The sequence below is a fragment of the Chitinophaga pollutisoli genome (assembly GCF_038396755.1).
GTDB lineage: Bacteria > Bacteroidota > Bacteroidia > Chitinophagales > Chitinophagaceae > Chitinophaga > Chitinophaga pollutisoli.
In genome coordinates, this window is sequence record NZ_CP149822.1 from 1,401,343 (window position 1) to 1,420,980 (window position 19,638).

A 19,638-nucleotide genomic window follows, 5' to 3' on the forward strand; every position below is an offset into this window, starting at 1 on the left:
ATGGGCCGTTTTAGAATTTAGCATAAAGGTTGACGCCGTAGGTTCTGCGCGTGGGAAGTGATCCGTACTCGAAACCCTGACCGTTACTGTTGTTATAGCTGGATTCGGGGTCTACGTTCGGCACATGCTTGCTGATGGTGAACAGGTTACGCCCGATGAGCGATATCGCCAGCTCTTTGAACGGACCGTTACCCAGCATGGATTTCGGGAAAGTGTAATCGATATTCAGCTGACGGATTTTCACGAACGATGCGTCGTAAATGAAATGCTCGGGAATGTTGTCCGTAACGCGCTGCCACCAGGCTTGCGGGCTCACGAATGCGTTCACGTCGGAGTACACCGGTTTGCCGTCGGGGTCTGTGCCGGTCTGCCGAACGCCGCTCACCGACCGTCCGCCCGTGGGTACCCAGTTGCCGGGCGTTTGCCCCGCGGCAAGACGCGCCCTTTCCGATTCCGCCCATCCTTCACGCCCTTCCAGCGTGGCTTTCTGCCGGCCGTTGGCATGCGCGAGGAGATTGGTCATGGAGTAGATATGCCCGCCCTGCTTGATATCCAACAGTACACCCAGTGAAATATTCTTATAAGTAAAGCGGTTGTTTACCCCGCCGATCCACTCGTACTGACCGCTGCCGATCTTCGTGTCGGTTGGGTCGTACAAAGGCAGGTTGTTGGCATCCAGCACAATCTTGCCCTGGTCGTTGCGCAGGAACTTCCGGCCCACGATAATGCCATACTCCTCCCCCTCTTCCGCCACGATCGACGCATTGGCCCATCGTGCAGACGCGAGCGTGTAGAATCCTGATACAAGCGGGCTTAACTCCAGGATCTTATTGCGGTTACGCGCGAAATTCACATTTACATCCCAGTTGAAATGCTTGGTCACCACCGGTTTCACCAGCATCGTTACCTCGATCCCGCGGTTGCGCACGTTGCCGGAATTGATCACCGCGCTGGTATAGCCGCTGGATGAGGAAATCGGCGCGTTCAGGATCTGGTTGCGGGTATTGGACTGGTACCAGGTAACGTCGAGGTTGAGGCGGTTCTTGAAGAACACCAGGTTCGCGCCTGCTTCATACGACTTGCTGATGCTGGGCTTCAGCTCGCTGAATGGCACCTTGTCTACCGCCACACCGCCGATCGCGTAACCGCCCACGATGGGAACGTCGGGGTTGCTGCCGTATGTCAGCTTCAGCTGGTAAGGATCGATGGCGTCCGTACCGGTTTGCGCCGCGGAAAAACGCAATTTGCCGAAGGTCAAAAAGTCGTTCTTCGTCATCAGCTCCGAAAACACGAAACTGAGCGATGCAGAGGGATAGAAAAAGGAATTGTTGCCCATCGCGAGGGTCGACGACCAGTCGTTACGCCCCGTCAGATCGAGATATAGGAAATTTTCATAACCCAGGTTCACAGCACCATACACGGAATTGATACGTTTGCGTAAAATCTGTTCATTGCTGAGTTTCGTTTTGAAGTTATTGATGCTCCTAACGCCTTTCACGCTGATGTCGCGGCCGGTCGTATTGAGGAGATTTTCGTTGTAATCCATGCGGTTGGCGCCGAGGTTGGCGCCGATCCAGAATTGTTTCACCTGTTTGCCGTAATTCAGCATCACTTCAGTATTGGTTTCGCGGAACACACGGTCTTTCAGGTTGATCATCCCGCTCTGGTTGAATGGTGTGGAGAATTCCATGAACTCACGGAAGCCGAATTTGGAGTAATCGGTACCGGTCCGCGCCTGGACGGACAACTCAGGCAGCAGCTGGTATTTCAATTGTACAAAACCGTTGAGCCTGTCTTGCCGGCTGTTGTTGGGTTGTTCGTAGATGGCCCAGAAGGGGTTCACCTGGTACTGGTTGTTGTTCCAGTTGATATAGTCGCCTGTTACGGGGTCTTTATAATTCTTCAGCCAGTTGATATCGATATTGGGCGCGATGCCGCTGAGCACGTAGCCGATGTTGTTCGGGTTGTCGGACAGTGCAGGGCGGTTGTTCACTTTTTCGTTCAGGTAAGTGATTTTCGCATCGAGGCTGAGTTTGGAAGTGAGCTGTGAAGATCCGCGCAGGGCGAAGTTATGGCGGTTCAGGCCGCTTTCCGGCACGATGTCTTTGTTGTTGACGTTGGTGTAGGTAAAACGGAGTTGCGCTTTATCGCTGCCTGTAGACACGGCCACGGAGTTGGTGAGCGTGAGCCCCGTGCGGAAGAAATTGCGGATCGGGTTCTGCGCTTTGGTATAAGGAACGCGTTCGCCATTCCAGAGCCACACCATGCTGTCGGCGCTCATTTTCGGGCCCCAGCTGGCCTGGGAATAACCGCGTGCGGTGTTCACGTCGCGGGGCAGCAGACCGTCGCGGCCGCTGCCGTACACTTCCTGGAAATCGTAGCTGCTGTTCAGCTGCTCGAGCACGGCGTTGGAGGTGACTTCGAGTTCGAGTCCCTGGCGGCTGCCTTTCTTCGTGGTGATGAGGATCACGCCGTTGGCGGCGCGGCTGCCGTAAAGCGCCGTGGCGGCGCCGCCTTTCAGTACGGAAATACTGGCGACTTCGTCGGGGTTGATGATGGAGGAACCGTCGCCGAGGTCGTACCCGCCGTATTTATCGGCTTGCCCGGGCGAAGAATTATCTGCCGGGATGCCGTCGATCACATACAGGGGCTGGTTGTTGCCGCCGATGACTTTCACGCCGCGAAGGGTTACTTTCACGGAGCCGCCCACGCCGCTGTTGGTGGCGTTGATATCGAGGCCGGCCACGCGGCCGCTCAGCGACTGGATGGGATTGGTTTCCCGCGCCCGGGTGAGGTCGCTGCCTTTCACGTCGGTGAACGCATAACCGAGGGAGCGTTGCTGTCTGCCGATCCCCAGCGCCGTTACTACCACGGTGTTCATATCGATCACTTTCTGCGGGGCATTGGTATCGGCCGGATGGGCGGGATTGCCCGCGGCCTGTTTAATAATGATCTGGTTGCCGATGGCTTTGATGGAATATTGCGCCGGGGGAAATATTACTTCCAGCAGGTTTTGCAGCGAAGCGTCTTTCCGGTCGATGGAATATTTAGGGCGGTTGGCCAGTACGCCGTTGGGGTAGGCGAACGAAACGCCGGCCTGTTTTTCAAGTTGTGTGAGGATCGCTTCCGCAGGCTTGTCCTGGATCGCCACCGTCAGCTTTTTCGACAGGGCGTCATTGGGGCGCTGCGCGATGGCGGTAAAAGAAGCGCAGGCCATCGCGATCAACAGTGTAATACAGGGAATAGTTTTCATTTCTATATTTTAAGAAGTGAAATAGCTGCCGGCGGCAGGGACAGGCATGGCGCTCCCATCAGGATCAGCCGGCGGATCCCCTGGGCGGGCAATACATCTCCTACCGGCAGGCACCGGTGATAAAATGGGAACGGTAAAGGTTTACTTTCTTTTGATTCTGGTTTTAATTTTCGCTGTTACGATATCATTTGCGTATTAACTCATAATCGTTGGCCGACCTGCGGTTGACTTCCAGGTCGAGCATTTCCGTGAGCACGGCCAGCGCCTGGTCGAGGGGCATATGGCTGAACCGCACCGTGATCCTGCTGTCGCGCAGCTGATCGTCTTTCGTTTCGAGGGACACCTGGTAATATGAAGCCAGTGTTTCCAGCACTACTTCCAGCGACTGGTTGCTGAAGCTGAGGTCGCTGTTGCCCCATCCGCAGCGGTACGCAAAGTTGCCTTCGGGCTGCTCCAAAGCGCCGTTGGCGGCATTTACCACGACCATATCGCCCGCGGTGAGGATGAGCTTCCGGCCATTGCCTTCCACGCTCACTTTCCCGTCCCACACGGTAACGTCGCTGAACCCATTGGAGGTGCTGATATTAAAGGATGTACCCAGTACTTTCACCACGCCTTTCGGCACCTGTATGCTGAATTGCCGTTGGGCATCCTGGCTGATTTTAAAGAAGGCTTCTCCCGCGGTCATCCGCAGCGAACGCTCCTTTTCATCGATCTTATATTGCACGGTGGCGCCGGGGCGGAGGAATACGTCTGAACCATCGGGCAGGCGGAGACTGTCTTTCACGGCGCGTTGCGCGGTATAGGAAACCCATCCGGCATCCGCATCGCGCGTCATCCAGTAGCCGGCCAGCGCCAGCAGGGGCAGCGCGACAGCGGCCACGCGCCACCAGGCGCGACGGGGTTGCATCGTACGGATTTTTGCCGGGGCGGCGGATTGGGACATATGTTCATTCAACCTGCTCCAGCCGGATTGCATATCGAAAGGTTCCGCGGGTAGTTGCCGCGAAGCCTCCCAGACCCGCCGGGTTTCTTCGAACATGCGGCGGTTCTCCCCGCTGGCAATGAGCCAGGCGTTCATTTCCCGGGTTTTCTCCGGGTTAGCGCTGTCGGCGAGGTAGTCGATAATGAATTTGGACAGGTCGTTTTCCATATGCTTATAGTATGAAGACAATGCAGAAAGCCCGGACTTTGATGCCGGTTACAAATTTTTTTCGGGGCCAGTTGCTGGCGGAGGGATTTGAGGGCTACGGACAGTTGGAAGTAGACGGTATTGAGGGTAATCCCCAGTTTCTCCGCAATTTCGGCGGGATCGAGGCCATTGATCCTGCTGAGGAGGAAGATTTCGCGGCAGCGGGGGGCCAGGGAGCGGAGGGATTGCATCAGTTCCTGCTGGAAGAAAATGTAATCGGCGGCTTCGTAAAAGGATTGCCCGTCGGCCTGGAATTGCAGGATTTCCTCACCGATATGGCGCTTGCGCCTTTTCAGCTCATTAATGCACTGGTTGGTGATGGCGCGGTACAGGTAATTGCGGACCTGGCCGGTGATGACGATCTGCTCTCCTTTGTCCCATAGGTGCGCGAAAAGATTATGTACCATATCTTTGGCCAGGCTGCTGTCTTTCACCCACCGGTAGGCCAGCAGGTATAGCGCTTCGCTGTAGGTTGTGTATAACTCCTGGAAGACAGCTACATCCCGGTTACGCAGTGCGTCGTTGGCTGAGTCGGCAGAGATGTTCGATTCCTCCTTCATTCCCGTAATAATACAAAATATTCAAATACTTTCCTGTTGGGTTTGCCGTTCCCTTCCGGTATCAAAATTAGGGGTTAACTTTGCCCCCCAAATGCCCTCCATGCAACCAGGACCCGTACTTATCCTTGGCGCCAATTCCGATGTGGCAAAGGCCGCCATCGTACAATACGCCGCCAAAGGCCATCACATCATGGCAGCCTCCCGCAACACAGCGGAGCTGGCCGCTTTCGTGCAATCATCCGTTACGGGCCCCGGGCGGGTGAGCGTCCTGTCCTTCGACGCGGCTGATTTCGCGAGCCATGCGGGTTTCTACCAGTCGTTGCCCGAAAAACCGCAGACCGTCGTGTATGCGGCCGGATATCTTCATCCCAACGAAGCGGCTATGCTGGATTTCGAAGGGAGTTACCGGATGATGCAGGTGCATTACGCAGGCGCGGTATCCATCCTCAATATCATCGTCACCGATACCGCAAACACACGGCTGGAAAGGATCGTGGGTCTATCCTCCTTGTCCGGCGTGCGGGGGCGGAAAAGCAATTTCATTTACGGGAGCACCAAATCCGCGTTCACACAATACCTCGCCGGCCTCCGGCAATACCTGTTCAGCCGGAAAGTGACGGTGAATGTAATCGTGGCGGGATACATCAGGAGCAAGATGACGGCTGGCCTGCCGCTGCCGGAATCCCTCATGCTGGAGCCCGCTTTCATCGCCAACGCGGTGGTCAACGCCGGGAAGCGGTTCACGATTGTACCGGGCTTCAAATGGAAGCTGATTTACCTCGTGCTGAAATATTCGCCGGAACGCCTGGTGGCGAAGCTTCCATAAAAAAACGCCTTGCAAGACTGCAAAGCGTTTTATGTGCTAAGTTATCTTCGGCTATAATTATTGCATGACTTGTCGAAGCGCGGCTTCTTTTTCTCCGTTCCAGTAAGCACAATCCAGTTCCATCAACACGGAAGTATAAGGCAACTTTTCGTCCGTCTTCACCACCACCACGCGGAACAAGCCCGCCGCCGCATCCAGTTTGGCGAATATGGAATCATGCAGCATTTCGCGCACCATGCTCCCCGCGAGCAAGGCATTCACCGAATCGCGGAACGCGCCGATGCCCGTACTTTGTGCTTCCGCGATGAAACCCAATTCCTTATCGCGGTACAAAATGGGTGTAACATGACCAGGCGCCTTCACCATGGCGAGCACTTCCTTCAGAACGGGCAGCAAACGCTCTCCGGAATTGATGTAGGTGATGCCCGGTGATTTGAGTTCCGGGAAAGCCTGATCCGCCACGATGATCCAGTTGCGGTGGCCCAGCAGCGGTAATTGATCCGCCAAGCGTTGCCGCCAGGAACCATTGCTTTCCGGCGCTTTCGCGCCACATGCCGCCAGCAGCGGGAACGCCAGCACAAAAGCCGCTTTTATTACTCTTCCTGTCATTTATGCCAATTGAATCTTTAAAGTTTCTCCTTCCTTCAGTTGCAGGGTTTGCGGGAAACGGATGGTCACTTCCTCCCCGTTGCGGTCCAGGCTGGCGGGAATTTTCCTCCCTCCCACCGTCGCCGTTACGGCCGATGCGGCCGCCTTCAAACGCAGGGTACGCAGCTGAAGGGCTCCATAACCCAGCGAAACGCTGCAACGCCATCCGCCTTTGCCGCTCTGCTGGCTGAAGGTGCCCCAGCCTTCCGCCGCTGTAAACGGTGCGCGGAATTGTTGCTTTCCGAATGCCGGCGCAAAGCGCAGGTCGCCTTTGGGGCCGTGGTATTCGAATCCGCACGCCGTAATAAACGTGCCGTAGCTCGCCATCGCCCGGGCATAGTGGTCGCTGCACTCGATCTCGTTGTAAGGGTTGCGTTTGGCCGCGTGATACCGGTCGTGGATGGCGCGCGTCAGCACCAACGCTTCGTCGGTCATCCCTTCGGCCATCATGTGGCTGGCCACCTGGTGCTCAAACCCTGACATGCACTCATGGAAATACCCCAGCTGCCAGGTGACGTTTTCGCCGAAGGGCTTTTCCTCGTTATGCGGATTGGTGTTCATGATCATACCGCCTTCTCCTTCCAGCGCGTAAGGCCGGCCACCGATGTGCGTTTTGATATATGGCCCCACATCCATCGTGAAATTGTATTTCCAAAGGGAGCGCAGGGCGGAAAGCGTTTGTTCCTTATCCCATAACCTGCCCAACCCCACCTGGAAAGCCCAGCTCTGGCCATACACCTGGTCGATGTGGCAGGTGTTGTAAGAACCCAGTTTCTTGCGGCCCTGGACCGCGTCGGGCCGGTGAATGAAATATTCGCCGTTGAACAGGTGCTTCGACATATTCGCGCTACCTTTTTCTACGTAATCGCGGCAGCGGGCGGCAAATGCCGTATCCTCCACTTCTTCCGCCATGTATTGCGCGGCGCGGGCCGCGGCGATGCAAAGCCCCACGATCCAGGCGATTTCGCCTTCCCAAACCGCGTCCAGCGTGTTTTCCATCGGTGTATCCGTCATGCCGTCGCCATTCTTATCCTGCGCCAGCATGAAGTTCACCGCTTTTTTGATCTGCGTCCAGTTACGGCGGAGGAACGCGTCGCTGGCGCTCATCTGGTGCTCGCGATAAATGCGGAGAATAGTGCCCGCCTGCCCGTCGATAGCCGGCCGGTGCTCATATTCCGCGCGGAAGATAATCCCGCCGTCGTCCTGCATGGCATTGCCGAGGTCGGTGCGCTGGCGGGTATCGCTTTCGAGCGACGGGAAAATGCGCCCCATCGCCTGCGCGTACTGCCACACGTGCGTGCAGGTACCCTCGCAGGCGTTCACGCCTTCCCAACCCCAGAAGCGCCCGTTGGCGAAACGGTAGGTATTGGCGGTGGCAAGGGTGCCGATATTGAGCAGCGCCCGCTCCAGGAACCAGTGCGGCAGCGTGGAGTCGTAATAGGTTTTGTGCCAGCGAAGCGTTTGGCCCCAGAGCCTTGTAAACTGCTCCGCCAGGTAATCGGCCACAGAGGCGGCGTTTTTAAACCGGCTTGCATACAGGTATCCTTCTGCCGCGTCTTTCAGTTTGGAAGTTTTTTTCAGGGGATGATTGAAGTGCCAGGTGAGGATGAACTGCGCCTCCACGACAGCTCCCGGCGCCAGCTGCTTTTTCGGGCCGGCGATGGAAGCCACTAATTTTGCATCCGCTTCCGCCGTGGCGCTGTCGGCCTGCGTCGTAAAGAAATCCGCAGTCACAGGCCAGGGATGTGCATTGGCATTGGCCGTGGCGCCCTCACCAATGTAAGCGATGCAGGTGGTGCCGTCGTCGGGCCGGGAAAATTCTGCCGTTTTGTCCATCTTCGAACTAACGCGTGTATATCCATTCCCTTTGGCTACGTGGTTCCACTTCTCACCTTCACCTTTCTTCGCGGAAATCTTCCGCGCGCCGTTCTCCAGCCATCCCGCTACCGCCGCGCGCACCGGCTGCGCGGAAATATTTTTGATGCTGATATCGAACACCGTGGCGGGGAGGCCGCTGTTATCGGCATCCAGGGGAATGAAGATCCCTCCGCCCCGGAGCGTCGCTTCCAGTGGGAACTTCCTATGCCTGTATCGCACGGTGGCTACGGGGTATGTGGCTTCGAAGCTCACTTCTTCCCAATCTTCCTCGCGTAATTCTGCGATCATCGTTTTACCGCCAGTTTCCACCATTACGGCAAAACCCTGGTCCAGCACGCGGCGGTTGGCCGCGATGGCGGGTTCCACGTAACTGGCGCCGTCGCGGTTGCGGATTTGCCGGTCGGCCACACCATCGTTCCATAGCACTGTTTTGGGCTCGATGCCCTCGCGCTCGTCGTTATAAATGCTCCAGAGCCACAGGCGGCCGTCGCCGCCGAGGTACACCGTTCCGGCATGGAGCCCGCCTGCCGGCATGCCGATATAGCGCAGTTCGTTTTTCGATTTCGTGTAAGTGGTCGGTTTCGTGCGCTGGTACAACGAACGCACCCAGGCGGGATCGAGTTGTTTGTTGGCCGGGATGTTATGCACCGGGAGCAACACGCCGGAATAAGGCGGCTTCGGCGAAGCGAGCGCTTCCAGCCGGAGGCTGAACAATCCTGCCGCGGCGAGGCCCGCCTGGCGGATAAAACTTCTTCTTTCCATAGTCTCTTTTTTATCAGGCTACAACGGCAGCCAGTATTTGTAACCCTTGCCCCGCACCTGTTCCCAGCTTTGCGGCTGGTAGATGGTACCGCTTCGCACGGTTTCCAGCGTAAGGTCGGAGCTTTCGAAAGTCAGCACATCGGTATAATCCTCACCGATTACGTTTTTGTAATGCAACGTGAGCGTTTTCAGGCGAGGATCATAAAAATTCTCTTCACTCACCCCTTGCGTAGTGGCATAAGCGAAGGTATAAAAAGGAAAATCGTTATTACCGGAAAGGATCGGATCCAAGCGGTACACGCCGAAGTTACGGTCGACCAGGGTCAGCAGGTTGTACATGTATCCCGCGCTATGGAAACCGAACATCTCGAAGCTCCAGCCCGCCGTTCCCCAGATCATGTATTTGTCTTTCAGCTGCGGATCGTCGGTCACGCTGAGCGGCGTAATATACTTGTACTTCCGTACGCGCCCGTCGCTATTGTTTTCCCCGGGATTGCTCATGATCATCACGGAAGTATAGCGGCCGGCAGGGATTTTTGGAATGGGGAGGCCCGACCAGTTCACCGTTTTGCCTTCATTCACCCGCAACCCGGCCACCATGAAATTGGTGTACTGCCGGCTCAGCGGAACATTTTCGGCACGGAGGATTTTCAAGGGGAAGGCGTACTTCCCGTATTGCGCCATTTTACTCCTTTCAACCGGTACGGTAAAAATCAACCCCACGGAAGAACTGCCCTTCGGGACGTTCACCACGAACCCGTTTTCTTTTTCGTCGAACGGGATGCTGGAGGTATACTCCGTGGCGGCGGGGACAACCATTTCGGTATTCTTCAGGATATTGTAATCTTCCAGCGCTTCCTGATCAAACCCCACAACGATCTTCATGTCCTGCGCCGCGGGCAGCGAACCGCCGATGCCGACTTTGAACTTGATTTCGGCCATGAACGTTTTCTCGTCGATAATGGTATCGGAATCGTATTGTTCGTTGAGATACTTCAGCGTATCCATGAAAGTATGCACCTCGATATCGGTGATTTCCCTTTCCGCGGCGGAAGTGGATTCCGCGGAAATGATGTAAGCTTCCTGCTTGTAGAATTCCTTATTCTCGTAGTCGTTTTTCCCGCAGCCCTGCATGGCGGCGGCGAAGAGCGCGAAATATAAAATACGAATGCGTTTCATGTTTGTTGGATTAAAAGGTACTACCATCCGGGACTCTGCGTCATCGTGCCCCAATAATTGGCTACTTCTTCAAACGGAATGGGCAGGAAGTAGTTTTTGGGTCGGAAGATGTATCCGTCTATCACCGCGCGGTCGTAGAAACTACCGTCGGGCGCTGTAAAATTGCAACCGTATACAAGCCCGCCCATGCCCTGGCTGTTACCCCATTTATCGCGGGTCGTTTTGCCGGCGTCTTTCCACCGGCGCGAATCGAAATACCGCTTCCCTTCGAATGCGAATTCCACATGTTTTTCGCGTTTGATCCGCTCGCGGGTCACTTCCTGGCTGGCGGGCGTATATCCCGGAAGGCCGGCACGGAAACGGATGAGGTTGAGGTATTTCAACACATCGGGGTTCCCCGGTTCGATCTCGTTCAAGGCTTCGGCATAGCTGAGATAGATTTCCGCCAGGCGCAGCACATAATAAGGCTTGTCACTGCTCCCACGCGACCGCAGATCGTCTTCCGCCACCCATTTCACGATGGAATATCCGGTACGGATGGAAGGACGGTCCGACTGGATGAACCCGTCCATGGCATTCGCTTTATAATCCGCGTAATACAATGTGCCGTTGTTCTGCTCATATCCCCGCCCGATAAACCCAACGGTCGCGTAAAAACGCGCTTCCCGGTTGAGGACGCGGTTCGGCACCTTGGCGTTGGTGTTCGACAATTTGAATCCGGTGATGATGGGCGTATGCGCTTCCTTTCCGCTGCCACTGATGTAATATCCATCGCCGTTTTCGGCGATGCCGATGTCGTTATAGAGACTATTGTCCTCTTCCCCGATGGTGGCGCCGTTGTTCATGAAAAACGCGTCCACCATTTTCTGTGTGGCACACAGCACGCCTTTCACAGCGCCATCTTCCCCGTTGTTGTAATTCCGAGGGAAGCCCAGCAGCGACAGGTGGTCTGTCTGGTAACCCAGGTTCACCTGCCAGATACCTTCCTGGTTCCAATAGGTATCGCCGCCGGAAAAAAGCTCTTTGAAAGACCGGTAAGGATCGATGCCGGCGGGGCCGTTGGGCCAGGCCACGGTGTTGCCGGGAAAATTACCCAACGGAACCGTGGTATAACCCTGGTTGGCCGGAGCCGTATGCAGGTCGAACACCCCGAGGTCGATCACCGCTTTGGCCGCATTGGCAGCTTTGCGCCACTTTTCCGGATCGCTTGCGGTGGAAAAATAATTGCGGCCCTTCGCATCTTTGAACCCGCTATAATCCGGGTTTCCATTTACCAGCGGACTCGCGTCCCAAAGTAAAACCATCGCTTTCAGCGCCATGGCGGCTTCTTTGGAAGGACGGCCCACTTCCGACACCAGGATGCGGTCTTTCTCCGGCAATTCCGTGGCGCATTTATCCAGTTCCGCGATCAGGAAGTTGACACATTCTTCCTCGGTGTTCCGGTTAGTCGGCATGGCCGATTCATCCGAATAATCCACCGTTTTCTCCACAATCGGGAAAGGTCCGTACAACTGCAACAGGTTGTAATAATAGAAAGCACGGAGGAAGCGCGCATCAGCGGCATATCCTTCCACTTCTCCCGGCACCAGCAGCTTGTCGTTCGCTTTGTGGTGATTTTCCAGGAAGAGGTTGCAGGTGCGGATCGCCCGGTAAGCATTCGCCCAGAAATTGAACAATACGTTATCCGCATTGAATTTCCCCTGCGCGAACACGAGGCTGGTATATACATCGCGCCCTGCATGGCCTTCGTCGTAATTGGTATTGAAAGGCCAGGTGTACGCCATGTCCGTATAGTTCGGGATGTGGCCGTAGCAGGCAGCCCAGGCCTTTCGGATGTCGATACGCTGCGTCCAGATATCGTTGAGATTGTTCACCTCGTGAAGGTATTCGTCGGCCTCGAGGTAATTACAACTTACGGATTGCATGGCGAGCAATACGATGGTTGATATTTTAAGTATGCTATTTTTCATACACATTTTTTAAAGGTCAAATCCAATTTCCAGTCCCAGCGAAATGGTACGTTTCAGGGGATACGCGAACGATGATTCCTGTTCCGGGTTCCAGTCTTTGAAACGGGAAAAGGTGACCACATTATCGCACCGGCCGTAGTAGTAAATGCTTTTGAAAGGCGATTTGCTGGTGCGGGGCGTCCAGTTGTACCCCAGTTCCGCATCGGCGATACGCACATAGGTTGCTTCGCGCAGCCAGAAAGTGGACACCTGGGCATTGTTCTGGTTGTCAGTCCCGAAGCCTAACCGCGGATAGGTGGCGTGGAAGTTCTCGGTGGCCGTGGTGCCGGAATAGGAAGCGGGCGTCCAGTGATCCCGCACCGCGGCAGTGTACACGGCGCCGTTGTTGGTGCCGCCGGAATTGTAGGGATTAAATGGAATCCTTCCGCCGTTGATGGACCGGTACAAATTTGATTTCCCGATAGCGCGCGTGGCAAACGTCCATTTACCATATCGCAGGTCCACGGCCAGAGAATAACTCCATTTGGGATACCTATTCCCCGCCCAGATCCGGTCGTTGGGGGTGATCAGTCCGTCACCGTCGATATCTTTATATTTGATATCGCCCGGCATTAACTTATTCCAGGTTTGCACCGGGCTGTTGTCGATATCTTTCTGGTCCCTGAAAAGCCCCAGCGCGATGTAGTTCAGCTGCCGTCCATAATCCAGCCCGATACCGCTCTGGTACGCCACTTTGGGGTCGAGCTGTCCGTTTTCCAGGATCGTGTTTTTGTTATAGGAAACAATGCCCTTGATATAATTGATCTTAAACTTCCCGAACGATTTGGCGTAGGTCAGGTCGAAATCGATCCCTTCCGACCGGGATCTGCCCAGGTTGGCGCGCGGCGTGGAAGGGAGGCCGAGCGTAGCGGGCAGGCGGTTCAGGTAAATCAGCTGATCATCGTTGGTGTAACGGTAAGCGTCAATGATCAGTTTGAGCGCGCGGAACAAACCGATCTCCGCCCCCAGGTTCAATTTCTTGTTACGCTCCCAGGTCAGGCCCAGCTGCTCCAGCCGCGATTCGCCCACGCCGGGGATGAGGATGCCGCTCCCCGCCGCGCGGCCGAAACCGAATGTATATCCCGGCACCGGGCCCGACGTAGCCATATACCCGAACCGTTCCGCATTACCGAACGATCCCACCATGCCGTAAGACACCCGGAATTTCAGGAAGTCGATCTTGTCTTCCATCCCGCCCCACCACTTTTCCGAAGAAGGCACCCATCCGAAACCGACGGATGGGAACGACGACCAACGTTTATCCGGCGTAAACATCTGCGAGCCCGACGCCCCGAAGTTGACATCCGTGAAGTAGCGATCGTCCCATCCCAGCGTTACCCTGCCGGCGACGGATTGTTCCCGGGTGGGCAGCGCGTTGATCAGGAGCGTGGCGCCCGAGCCCGTGGGAGCATCCGTCAGGAACTCGCGCTGCTTGTAGAGCATCAGCCCCGCTACGGACAGCTTCTGGAAAAAAATACGGCCATAGTTCAGGCTTCCCTGCACTTCGATCGTGCGGTTGCCGGTGGGCGCCACATAAGTGAACTGCATCTTGTCGTCCACGTCCGGCGTTTTGTTAATGCTCACCAGGTTGCCGTATTCGTCGCGGCCCGTGCCCATGTGGCTGTTAGCGAAATCCGGTGCATGGCGCTGATAGTTTTTTGCATACCGGTGCTCATAGAAGTTCCCTTTCGTGAACGAAGCGATACCGTTCAGGTACAACCCTTTGGTGACAAAATCCAGCTTCTGCGTGAGATTGATATTGGTAGACATGAAATTCTCATACCGCTTTAAAAAACCTGTTTTGTTCAGCAGCGACCACGGATTGAGAATGCCTGCAGGCTCTTCAGGCGCCGTACCGTTGGAATATTCCGCCGGGAACAGCGTGGGATTGATCATGTTCATGATATCCAGCAGATTCCCAACCCCTTGCCCTGGTTCAGTGGTGGTATTGTACCGCCCGTCGAAGCCCAGGCCCAGCGAGGTGGTTGGCGAAAGGTCGGCCTTGAGGTTCGACCGGAAGTTGAACTGGTTGTAGTTGGCGTTGTTATCGTTTTTCGCATTGAACATGCCTTTTTCGTTATAAAAACCGCCGGACATATAATACGTTACCGCGTTGCCACCGCCGCTGATATTGAAGTTGGCGCGGTTGGAGCGGTTATTCTGCTTCACCATCTGCCCATACCAATCCACATTCGGAAAGAAATCCATATCGCTATCGCCAAACTTCATAATATCATCATCCGAGTAAAATGGCCGCTTGCCACGCACCTCCAGCGCTTCGTTGCGAATTTTGGCGTATGTGGGCGCGTCCACCCATTCCGGTTTGTATGTGGCATTGTTGAGGGAAGACGACAGGGAAGCCCGGATCGTAGGGCGCGAGGCCACTTTACCCGTTTTAGTAGTGATGACGATGATGCCGTTCGCGCCTTCCAGCCCATATACCGCCGTGGCGGAAGCGTCCTTCAGGATGGCGAAAGTGGCCACGTCGTTGGGGTCTACGTCATCGATGTTTCTCCGCAGCCCGTCGATCAGCACCAGCGGCGCGGCGTTGCCCGTTACGGAGTTGATGCCGCGGATGATGAAAGAGGCGCCGTCCTGCCCGGGTTGCCCCGACTGCTGCACGAACGTTACCCCGGCCACGCGGCCCGCCAGCTGCGTGGTGAGCGAGCGGGTGGGGCCTTTCAGCTCCTGGGGATTGACGGTGGTGATGGCGCCCACAACGCTTACTTTCTTCTGGGTGCCCGTTCCCGTTACCACCACTTCGTTCTGCGTCACGCTCTCCAGCTCCATGAGCACGGGGTATTTGCGCAGGCTGTTGGCCGGGATGGTCTTCACGTCTATCTCCTGTGTTTTATAACCGACGGAAGACACCACCAGTGTAGATAAGCGGGGAATATTACTCAGGATGAAATAACCATTTTTATCGGATACCGTGCCCACGAGCGGATTGGCCTTCAGGTAAATGCTGACCGAACCGATGGGTTGGTTCTGCAGATTGGTGATGGTGCCGGAGATGGTCACATTGGCGCCGGTAGAATCCTGCGCGGCTGCGAGCTTCGCGGAGCGCGGCGTTTGCAGGGTCACCAGCTTGTTGGCGTTCAACTTGAAGGTGATGTCCGTCGGTTTGAGGACGGCGTTGAGTACCGCGCCGATTTCCCCCTTGCCGTTAAAACCGCCGGCAACCTTGTCGAATGCGGGGTCTTCGGTATAGAGGAAGCGATAAGCCGAAGTCTGCTCGACGTACTCGAGCACTTCCCGGACGGTCTTCTTCCCCGCCGGAACGCTTACCTGCTGCGCATACGCGTCAGGAGGAAGCCCCGATAGTAGTATGACAACCATACAGAGCAGCACTTTGCAGCATTGTTTAAATGTCATGTCAATTTTGGTTTTTAAAATGTTTTCTAATAGGCAACAGGGGGCTGATACGACGCCTTGACGCCGCGAATCTCATGTGTAATCGCTTTAAATCTGACCGTATTCGTCTTGCCGGGACGTGGATACCGCTTGTTGCCGGTATTAGTTACTGGCTGATATAAATTTTATGACCCGAAATGGTGTACTGAAATGGTATGGTTTCTTGCAAAGCCTGGATGATTTCCTGAATATTTTCCTCAGCGAAAGTCCCTGTTATGCGTATGTCCTGAAATTTAGCGTCGTTGAATTGAATATCCGTGTTAAATTTTCGTTGCAGTTCGTTGGCGACGTCTCGAAAGCGGACGGCTTTGAAGACGAGTTTGTTCTGCATCCAGGCGGTTTCGTCGAAACTGCTATCGGCGCGGTTGAAGAGCATTTGTTTGAGGGAAACGGTTTCGCCCCTTGCGGCAACCGGTGCGGCGATGATATCCTGCTGCCGGCTGATGGTTACTTTCTCGCGAGGACGCAGCAAAATGACTCTTTCCGGATCTTTCTCCGACATCAGCTGGATGGCGCCGGTGAACAGTGAAGCTTCCACCACGGAATCTTCGGGATAAGCCTTTACGTTGAAAGTGGTGCCGAGTACTTTTACCTCCACGTTACCAGCGGAAACGAGCATCGGCATGTTGGCATTTTTCACCACATCAAAGTAGGCTTCACCTTCCAGTTTGATGTCACGGTTCTTTACGCCGAAGTCTTTGTTGTAACTCAGGCGGCTGCCGGAGTTAAGCGTCACCACCGACCCGTCGGGCAGATGTACCGTGGTTTTGGCGCCGCGTTCCGTATTGATCTTGTTATAGAGCGGCCCTTCTGAAAAAACCAGCGGCCACACAAAAATCAGGGCGATGGCCGCTACGTTCACCAATCCCGCGATGTAGTACCGCGAAAAACGCCGGATATGCGAAGGCTTGCGCATTTCTTCAGCGGGCGTTGCCTCCGTTTCGGGTTCCGCTTCCACCGCCGTTTCGACCAGCATCCTCCGCAAACGCATCTCACTGCGTTCCAGCGCGCCATCGTCCTCCGGGGAAACGGCCTTTAGGTCATACGCCGCCTGCAGCAGCTCGCTTTGCTCGAAATCATGCTGGTACGCCTTGAGCAACTCTTCCAGCTCAAGCCGTTCATGATCCGAAATCTCATGACTGAATTTCTTAGCGAGTAATTCCCAGATTCTGTTCATTGAAAAAATGCCGGTCGTTTATTAGAAGGAGTGAGAAAAATGCCCGGCACCCCTAAAAGGAAATAAAAAATATTTCAGGTCGTGGAAAATGCCACTGCCTTGCCCAGCTTTTTGATGGCGATGCCCATCTGGGCCTCCACGGTTTTGGGGGAGATATTGAGAATTTCCGCGACTTCCCGGTACTTGAAAGATTGCTCCTTCACCAGCTGGAAAATCAGCTTGCACTTGGGAGGCAGTTCGTTGATGGCCATATGGATCCGGTGGAGCATTTCCGAGGAAATGAGCAGGTCTTCCGGCGAGCGCGCGAGTTCCAGCCTGAAATCCTCGATCTGGTCGAGCGGATCGGTGAGTTGCAGCTGCTGCCGGAGGTAGGTGAAAGCTTTATTCCGGGCGATCACATAGAGGTAAACTTCGTAATTCCGGATATCGGACAGCTTTTCGCGCCGCTGCCAAAGCTCCATGAATACATCGCTGGCCAGCTCTTCAGCCGGTTCGCGCTGTTTGACGAGGGAAAGGATGAGTTTGAAAATCCGGTTGAAGAACAGGGAATGCAATTGCATGAGGGCCGCTTCCCCATTGGGATGCGGTAGTTGTTGGAATAGAAGCGCAGCATCTGTTCTAATCATAACGTTCATGCAATCTGGCCGGACTGAAAGTTGAAACCTATATACACGAACGCAATAACGCTGCATCCGATCCGGTTTCGAAAACCATACAAAATAAAAACGCTTCCGCGCAAATTGTCAAACATGCGGCAAAAAACAGGGAGCAATAGTTAAAATATCATTAAAAACCAGCGTTAACCTCACAATTGCAGGTTGGCCATCCATCGGTCGATCTCCGATGCATGGAGTACAACCGTAGCCGTGCGGCTGAACCGGGCGATCACGATGCCGGAGAAGCGGCCCTGGTCGTCGTAAACGGGCGCCCCGCAATCGGAAGAGCGGGCATGCATATCGCAGAACCAGACTTTCGTGAAACCGTCTCTGCGCCTGCTTTTGCCGCCTTCATACATTTCGGCGGGGTGTTTGGAGGGCGGATCCATCCGTTCGGCGAGTGTAACCGGACGCGTCAGGAGGCTATCGCCCCGGCGGAGGGATACGGTAATGGTTTGATGGGGGTGGTATTTTTGGAGCTCGCGGATGAAAGCTTCGCCACTGGCCGGTTGCGCGTCATTGATGCGCAGGAGTTTATCGCCTGCGAGGATGCCCGCCCGCGCGGCAGGGCCTTGCGGATCCGTGAAAGCCACGCCTGTCATATCTTCCATCTCCCCAAGTTTAGCGCCAAAATACCCGCTGCTGAGGCGCGGCGGCATATCAAACGCGGGTGTGCTGGTAACACCCCGCTTCTGCTGCCCGGAAGCCAGCGGTGTATACAAAAAGCCACCAAGCTCAGGTTCGCCGGCATGCCTTTCGGCATGTTCCACACCGGCGGCGCGCACCCGTCGCTTTACCGTTTTGAGCAGCACCAGATCGTTTTCCAGGTTGCGCGCGGCAATGAGCAGACGGGTAGATTTTCTTTTGCCGGTTTGCAGGTAGATGGTATCTCCCAGGGCCGATAACTTGCTGATGATCCAGGTGCCGCTTTTACCAGACTTCCAGATGGTGCCTGCGATGCTCGCGGGCTGGCCGTTGCGGCTACTGGTGAGCGTTACCGCGCTGCCCAATTTCCCTTCCAGCGTAACGGCGGGCGGCAGCGGGTGGTGGCGTTGCGGGAGGTTGACCGTCCAATTGCTGTCGGGCACCGGGTAGCGGGTATAGTTTTTAGGCTGGATGAGCGACGACCAATACTTCCGGTATTCATCCACAGGTACGTGGTGGTTGAGGGATTCCGACACCTGGCAGCGGCTGTTCAGCCCGATCACGCGGCCATCCATATCGAAGATGGGGCCGCCGCTGTCGCCGACCTCCATGGTGCAGTCGGTAACGAGGAAATGGTGCTCGTCTGCCGGATTGGTGACAAGGCCGTAGCGGATGCTGGGAAACGGCAGGCCGGAGGATTCGGGGTAAGCGATCATCATGCAGGGGTCTCCCTTCATCATGTTTCCTGACGATCCCATCTCCGCGAAAGGCCAGTTCCCACCCGTCACGATTTTCATCATACCGATATCGGGCAAGGTTTCCTGTTCGTTGGTATCGATCCTTCCCATGCCCACCGCGATGGCGCTGTTGCCGTCCGGGAAGGAAATTTTGTATGTTTTGCCGGGGCGCGAGGCATGGGCTACGGTAAGGAGGTAGCCGTCCGCCGTTACCACCACCGCGCTGAAGGGCCCGCCGGTCTGCACCTGCTTCAGCGTGTCGAAGGCGAACGCTTTCACGGAAGCACGTCCCGCTTTGCGGATCACCTGTTGCACGGCGGTTTTGGTGGAGATTCGCTCTTGTGCGGAAGCTACCGGGATGAAATGCAGGTATATCATGAGGGCGCTGAAGAACACGCCCGCTTGTCGTAAAATCATACACAAATTTAGCACTATATGTGTCCCGTTTCTCACCGCCTTTACCAATGGTAAAATGAGCTGCCGGCCGGGAAACGTATGTTCGAACATTTCCTCCCTGATTTCTCCGGTAAAATGGAAAAGGCTCCGCCGGTTTGGCGAAGCCTTTTCATTTGCTATCATTTCTGAAGAGTAGCATCTAACGCTATACTCCTGCATCATGCAAGATGCCATTTGTAAAATTGCATCCCGAATAATCGGGATGCCTGCATGGGAATTCTCATTCTCTAATTTGCTATAGTAGCG

Annotated in this window: 12 protein-coding genes; 1 reads left to right on the plus strand and 11 read right to left on the minus strand. The window is 55.3% G+C overall.

The window, feature by feature from the left end; all coding sequences use genetic code 11:
• Positions 1–10: 10 nt before the first annotated feature.
• The 3 genes from WJU16_RS05760 to WJU16_RS05770 form a co-directional block, all read right to left on the minus strand.
• A complete protein-coding gene (locus WJU16_RS05760) occupies positions 11–3,253 on the minus strand; it encodes a SusC/RagA family TonB-linked outer membrane protein (protein WP_341837372.1) in 3,243 nt (1,080 codons plus the stop codon).
• 184 nt (positions 3,254–3,437) lie between these two features.
• The gene (locus tag WJU16_RS05765; RefSeq protein WP_341837373.1) at positions 3,438–4,406 is read right to left on the minus strand and encodes a FecR domain-containing protein; all 969 of its coding nucleotides are present in this window, start codon (positions 4,404–4,406) and stop codon (positions 3,438–3,440) included.
• Positions 4,331–5,005, minus strand: a complete 675-nt coding sequence (locus WJU16_RS05770) for a sigma-70 family RNA polymerase sigma factor (RefSeq protein WP_341837374.1) — start codon at positions 5,003–5,005, stop codon at positions 4,331–4,333. Before WJU16_RS05770 ends, WJU16_RS05765 begins: the two co-directional genes overlap by 76 nt.
• Before the next feature lie 100 nt (positions 5,006–5,105).
• Between WJU16_RS05770 and WJU16_RS05775 the strand changes: the two genes are divergently transcribed.
• Complete coding sequence (locus WJU16_RS05775) at positions 5,106–5,831, plus strand: SDR family NAD(P)-dependent oxidoreductase (RefSeq protein WP_341837375.1); 726 nt, start codon at positions 5,106–5,108, stop codon at positions 5,829–5,831.
• 57 nt (positions 5,832–5,888) lie between these two features.
• Here the strand turns inward: WJU16_RS05775 and WJU16_RS05780 are convergent, their stop codons facing one another.
• The 8 genes from WJU16_RS05780 to WJU16_RS05815 all read right to left on the minus strand — a co-directional run bounded on the left by WJU16_RS05780 (position 5,889) and on the right by WJU16_RS05815 (position 19,353).
• Complete coding sequence (locus WJU16_RS05780) at positions 5,889–6,440, minus strand: hypothetical protein (protein WP_341837376.1); 552 nt, start codon at positions 6,438–6,440, stop codon at positions 5,889–5,891.
• Positions 6,441–9,119, minus strand: a complete 2,679-nt coding sequence (locus WJU16_RS05785) for a GH116 family glycosyl hydrolase (RefSeq protein WP_341837377.1) — start codon at positions 9,117–9,119, stop codon at positions 6,441–6,443.
• A gap of 18 nt (positions 9,120–9,137) precedes the next feature.
• Complete coding sequence (locus WJU16_RS05790) at positions 9,138–10,298, minus strand: BT_3987 domain-containing protein (protein ID WP_341837378.1); 1,161 nt, start codon at positions 10,296–10,298, stop codon at positions 9,138–9,140.
• A 20-nt stretch (positions 10,299–10,318) separates the two neighbouring features.
• A complete protein-coding gene (locus WJU16_RS05795) occupies positions 10,319–12,268 on the minus strand; it encodes a RagB/SusD family nutrient uptake outer membrane protein (protein WP_341837379.1) in 1,950 nt (649 codons plus the stop codon).
• Positions 12,269–12,277: 9 nt separating this feature from the next.
• Positions 12,278–15,682 (minus strand): TonB-dependent receptor, encoded by a 3,405-nt coding sequence (locus WJU16_RS05800; RefSeq protein ID WP_341837380.1) that lies wholly within the window; start codon positions 15,680–15,682, stop codon positions 12,278–12,280.
• Between the two features lie 145 nt (positions 15,683–15,827).
• Complete coding sequence (locus WJU16_RS05805; RefSeq protein WP_341837381.1) at positions 15,828–16,898, minus strand: FecR domain-containing protein; 1,071 nt, start codon at positions 16,896–16,898, stop codon at positions 15,828–15,830.
• Between the two features lie 74 nt (positions 16,899–16,972).
• Entirely contained in the window at positions 16,973–17,524 is a 552-nt protein-coding gene (locus WJU16_RS05810) for a sigma-70 family RNA polymerase sigma factor (RefSeq protein ID WP_341837382.1), read from the minus strand.
• A gap of 179 nt (positions 17,525–17,703) precedes the next feature.
• Positions 17,704–19,353: a trypsin-like peptidase domain-containing protein gene (locus WJU16_RS05815; protein WP_341837383.1), complete on the minus strand. Its 1,650-nt coding sequence runs from the start codon at positions 19,351–19,353 to the stop codon at positions 17,704–17,706.
• Positions 19,354–19,638 lie beyond the last annotated feature (285 nt).

Excerpts from the sequence above, each read along its gene's own strand:
- WJU16_RS05760 (WP_341837372.1), bottom strand. The coding sequence starts at position 3,253 with ATGAAAACTATTCCCTGTATTACACTGTTGATCGCGATGGCCTGCGCT.
- WJU16_RS05765 (WP_341837373.1), bottom strand. The coding sequence starts at position 4,406 with ATGGAAAACGACCTGTCCAAATTCATTATCGACTACCTCGCCGACAGC.
- WJU16_RS05770 (WP_341837374.1), bottom strand. The coding sequence starts at position 5,005 with ATGAAGGAGGAATCGAACATCTCTGCCGACTCAGCCAACGACGCACTG.
- WJU16_RS05775 (WP_341837375.1), top strand. The coding sequence starts at position 5,106 with ATGCAACCAGGACCCGTACTTATCCTTGGCGCCAATTCCGATGTGGCA.
- WJU16_RS05780 (WP_341837376.1), bottom strand. The coding sequence starts at position 6,440 with ATGACAGGAAGAGTAATAAAAGCGGCTTTTGTGCTGGCGTTCCCGCTG.
- WJU16_RS05785 (WP_341837377.1), bottom strand. The coding sequence starts at position 9,119 with ATGGAAAGAAGAAGTTTTATCCGCCAGGCGGGCCTCGCCGCGGCAGGA.
- WJU16_RS05790 (WP_341837378.1), bottom strand. The coding sequence starts at position 10,298 with ATGAAACGCATTCGTATTTTATATTTCGCGCTCTTCGCCGCCGCCATG.
- WJU16_RS05795 (WP_341837379.1), bottom strand. The coding sequence starts at position 12,268 with ATGAAAAATAGCATACTTAAAATATCAACCATCGTATTGCTCGCCATG.
- WJU16_RS05800 (WP_341837380.1), bottom strand. The coding sequence starts at position 15,682 with ATGACATTTAAACAATGCTGCAAAGTGCTGCTCTGTATGGTTGTCATA.
- WJU16_RS05805 (WP_341837381.1), bottom strand. The coding sequence starts at position 16,898 with ATGAACAGAATCTGGGAATTACTCGCTAAGAAATTCAGTCATGAGATT.
- WJU16_RS05810 (WP_341837382.1), bottom strand. The coding sequence starts at position 17,524 with ATGATTAGAACAGATGCTGCGCTTCTATTCCAACAACTACCGCATCCC.
- WJU16_RS05815 (WP_341837383.1), bottom strand. The coding sequence starts at position 19,353 with ATGATTTTACGACAAGCGGGCGTGTTCTTCAGCGCCCTCATGATATAC.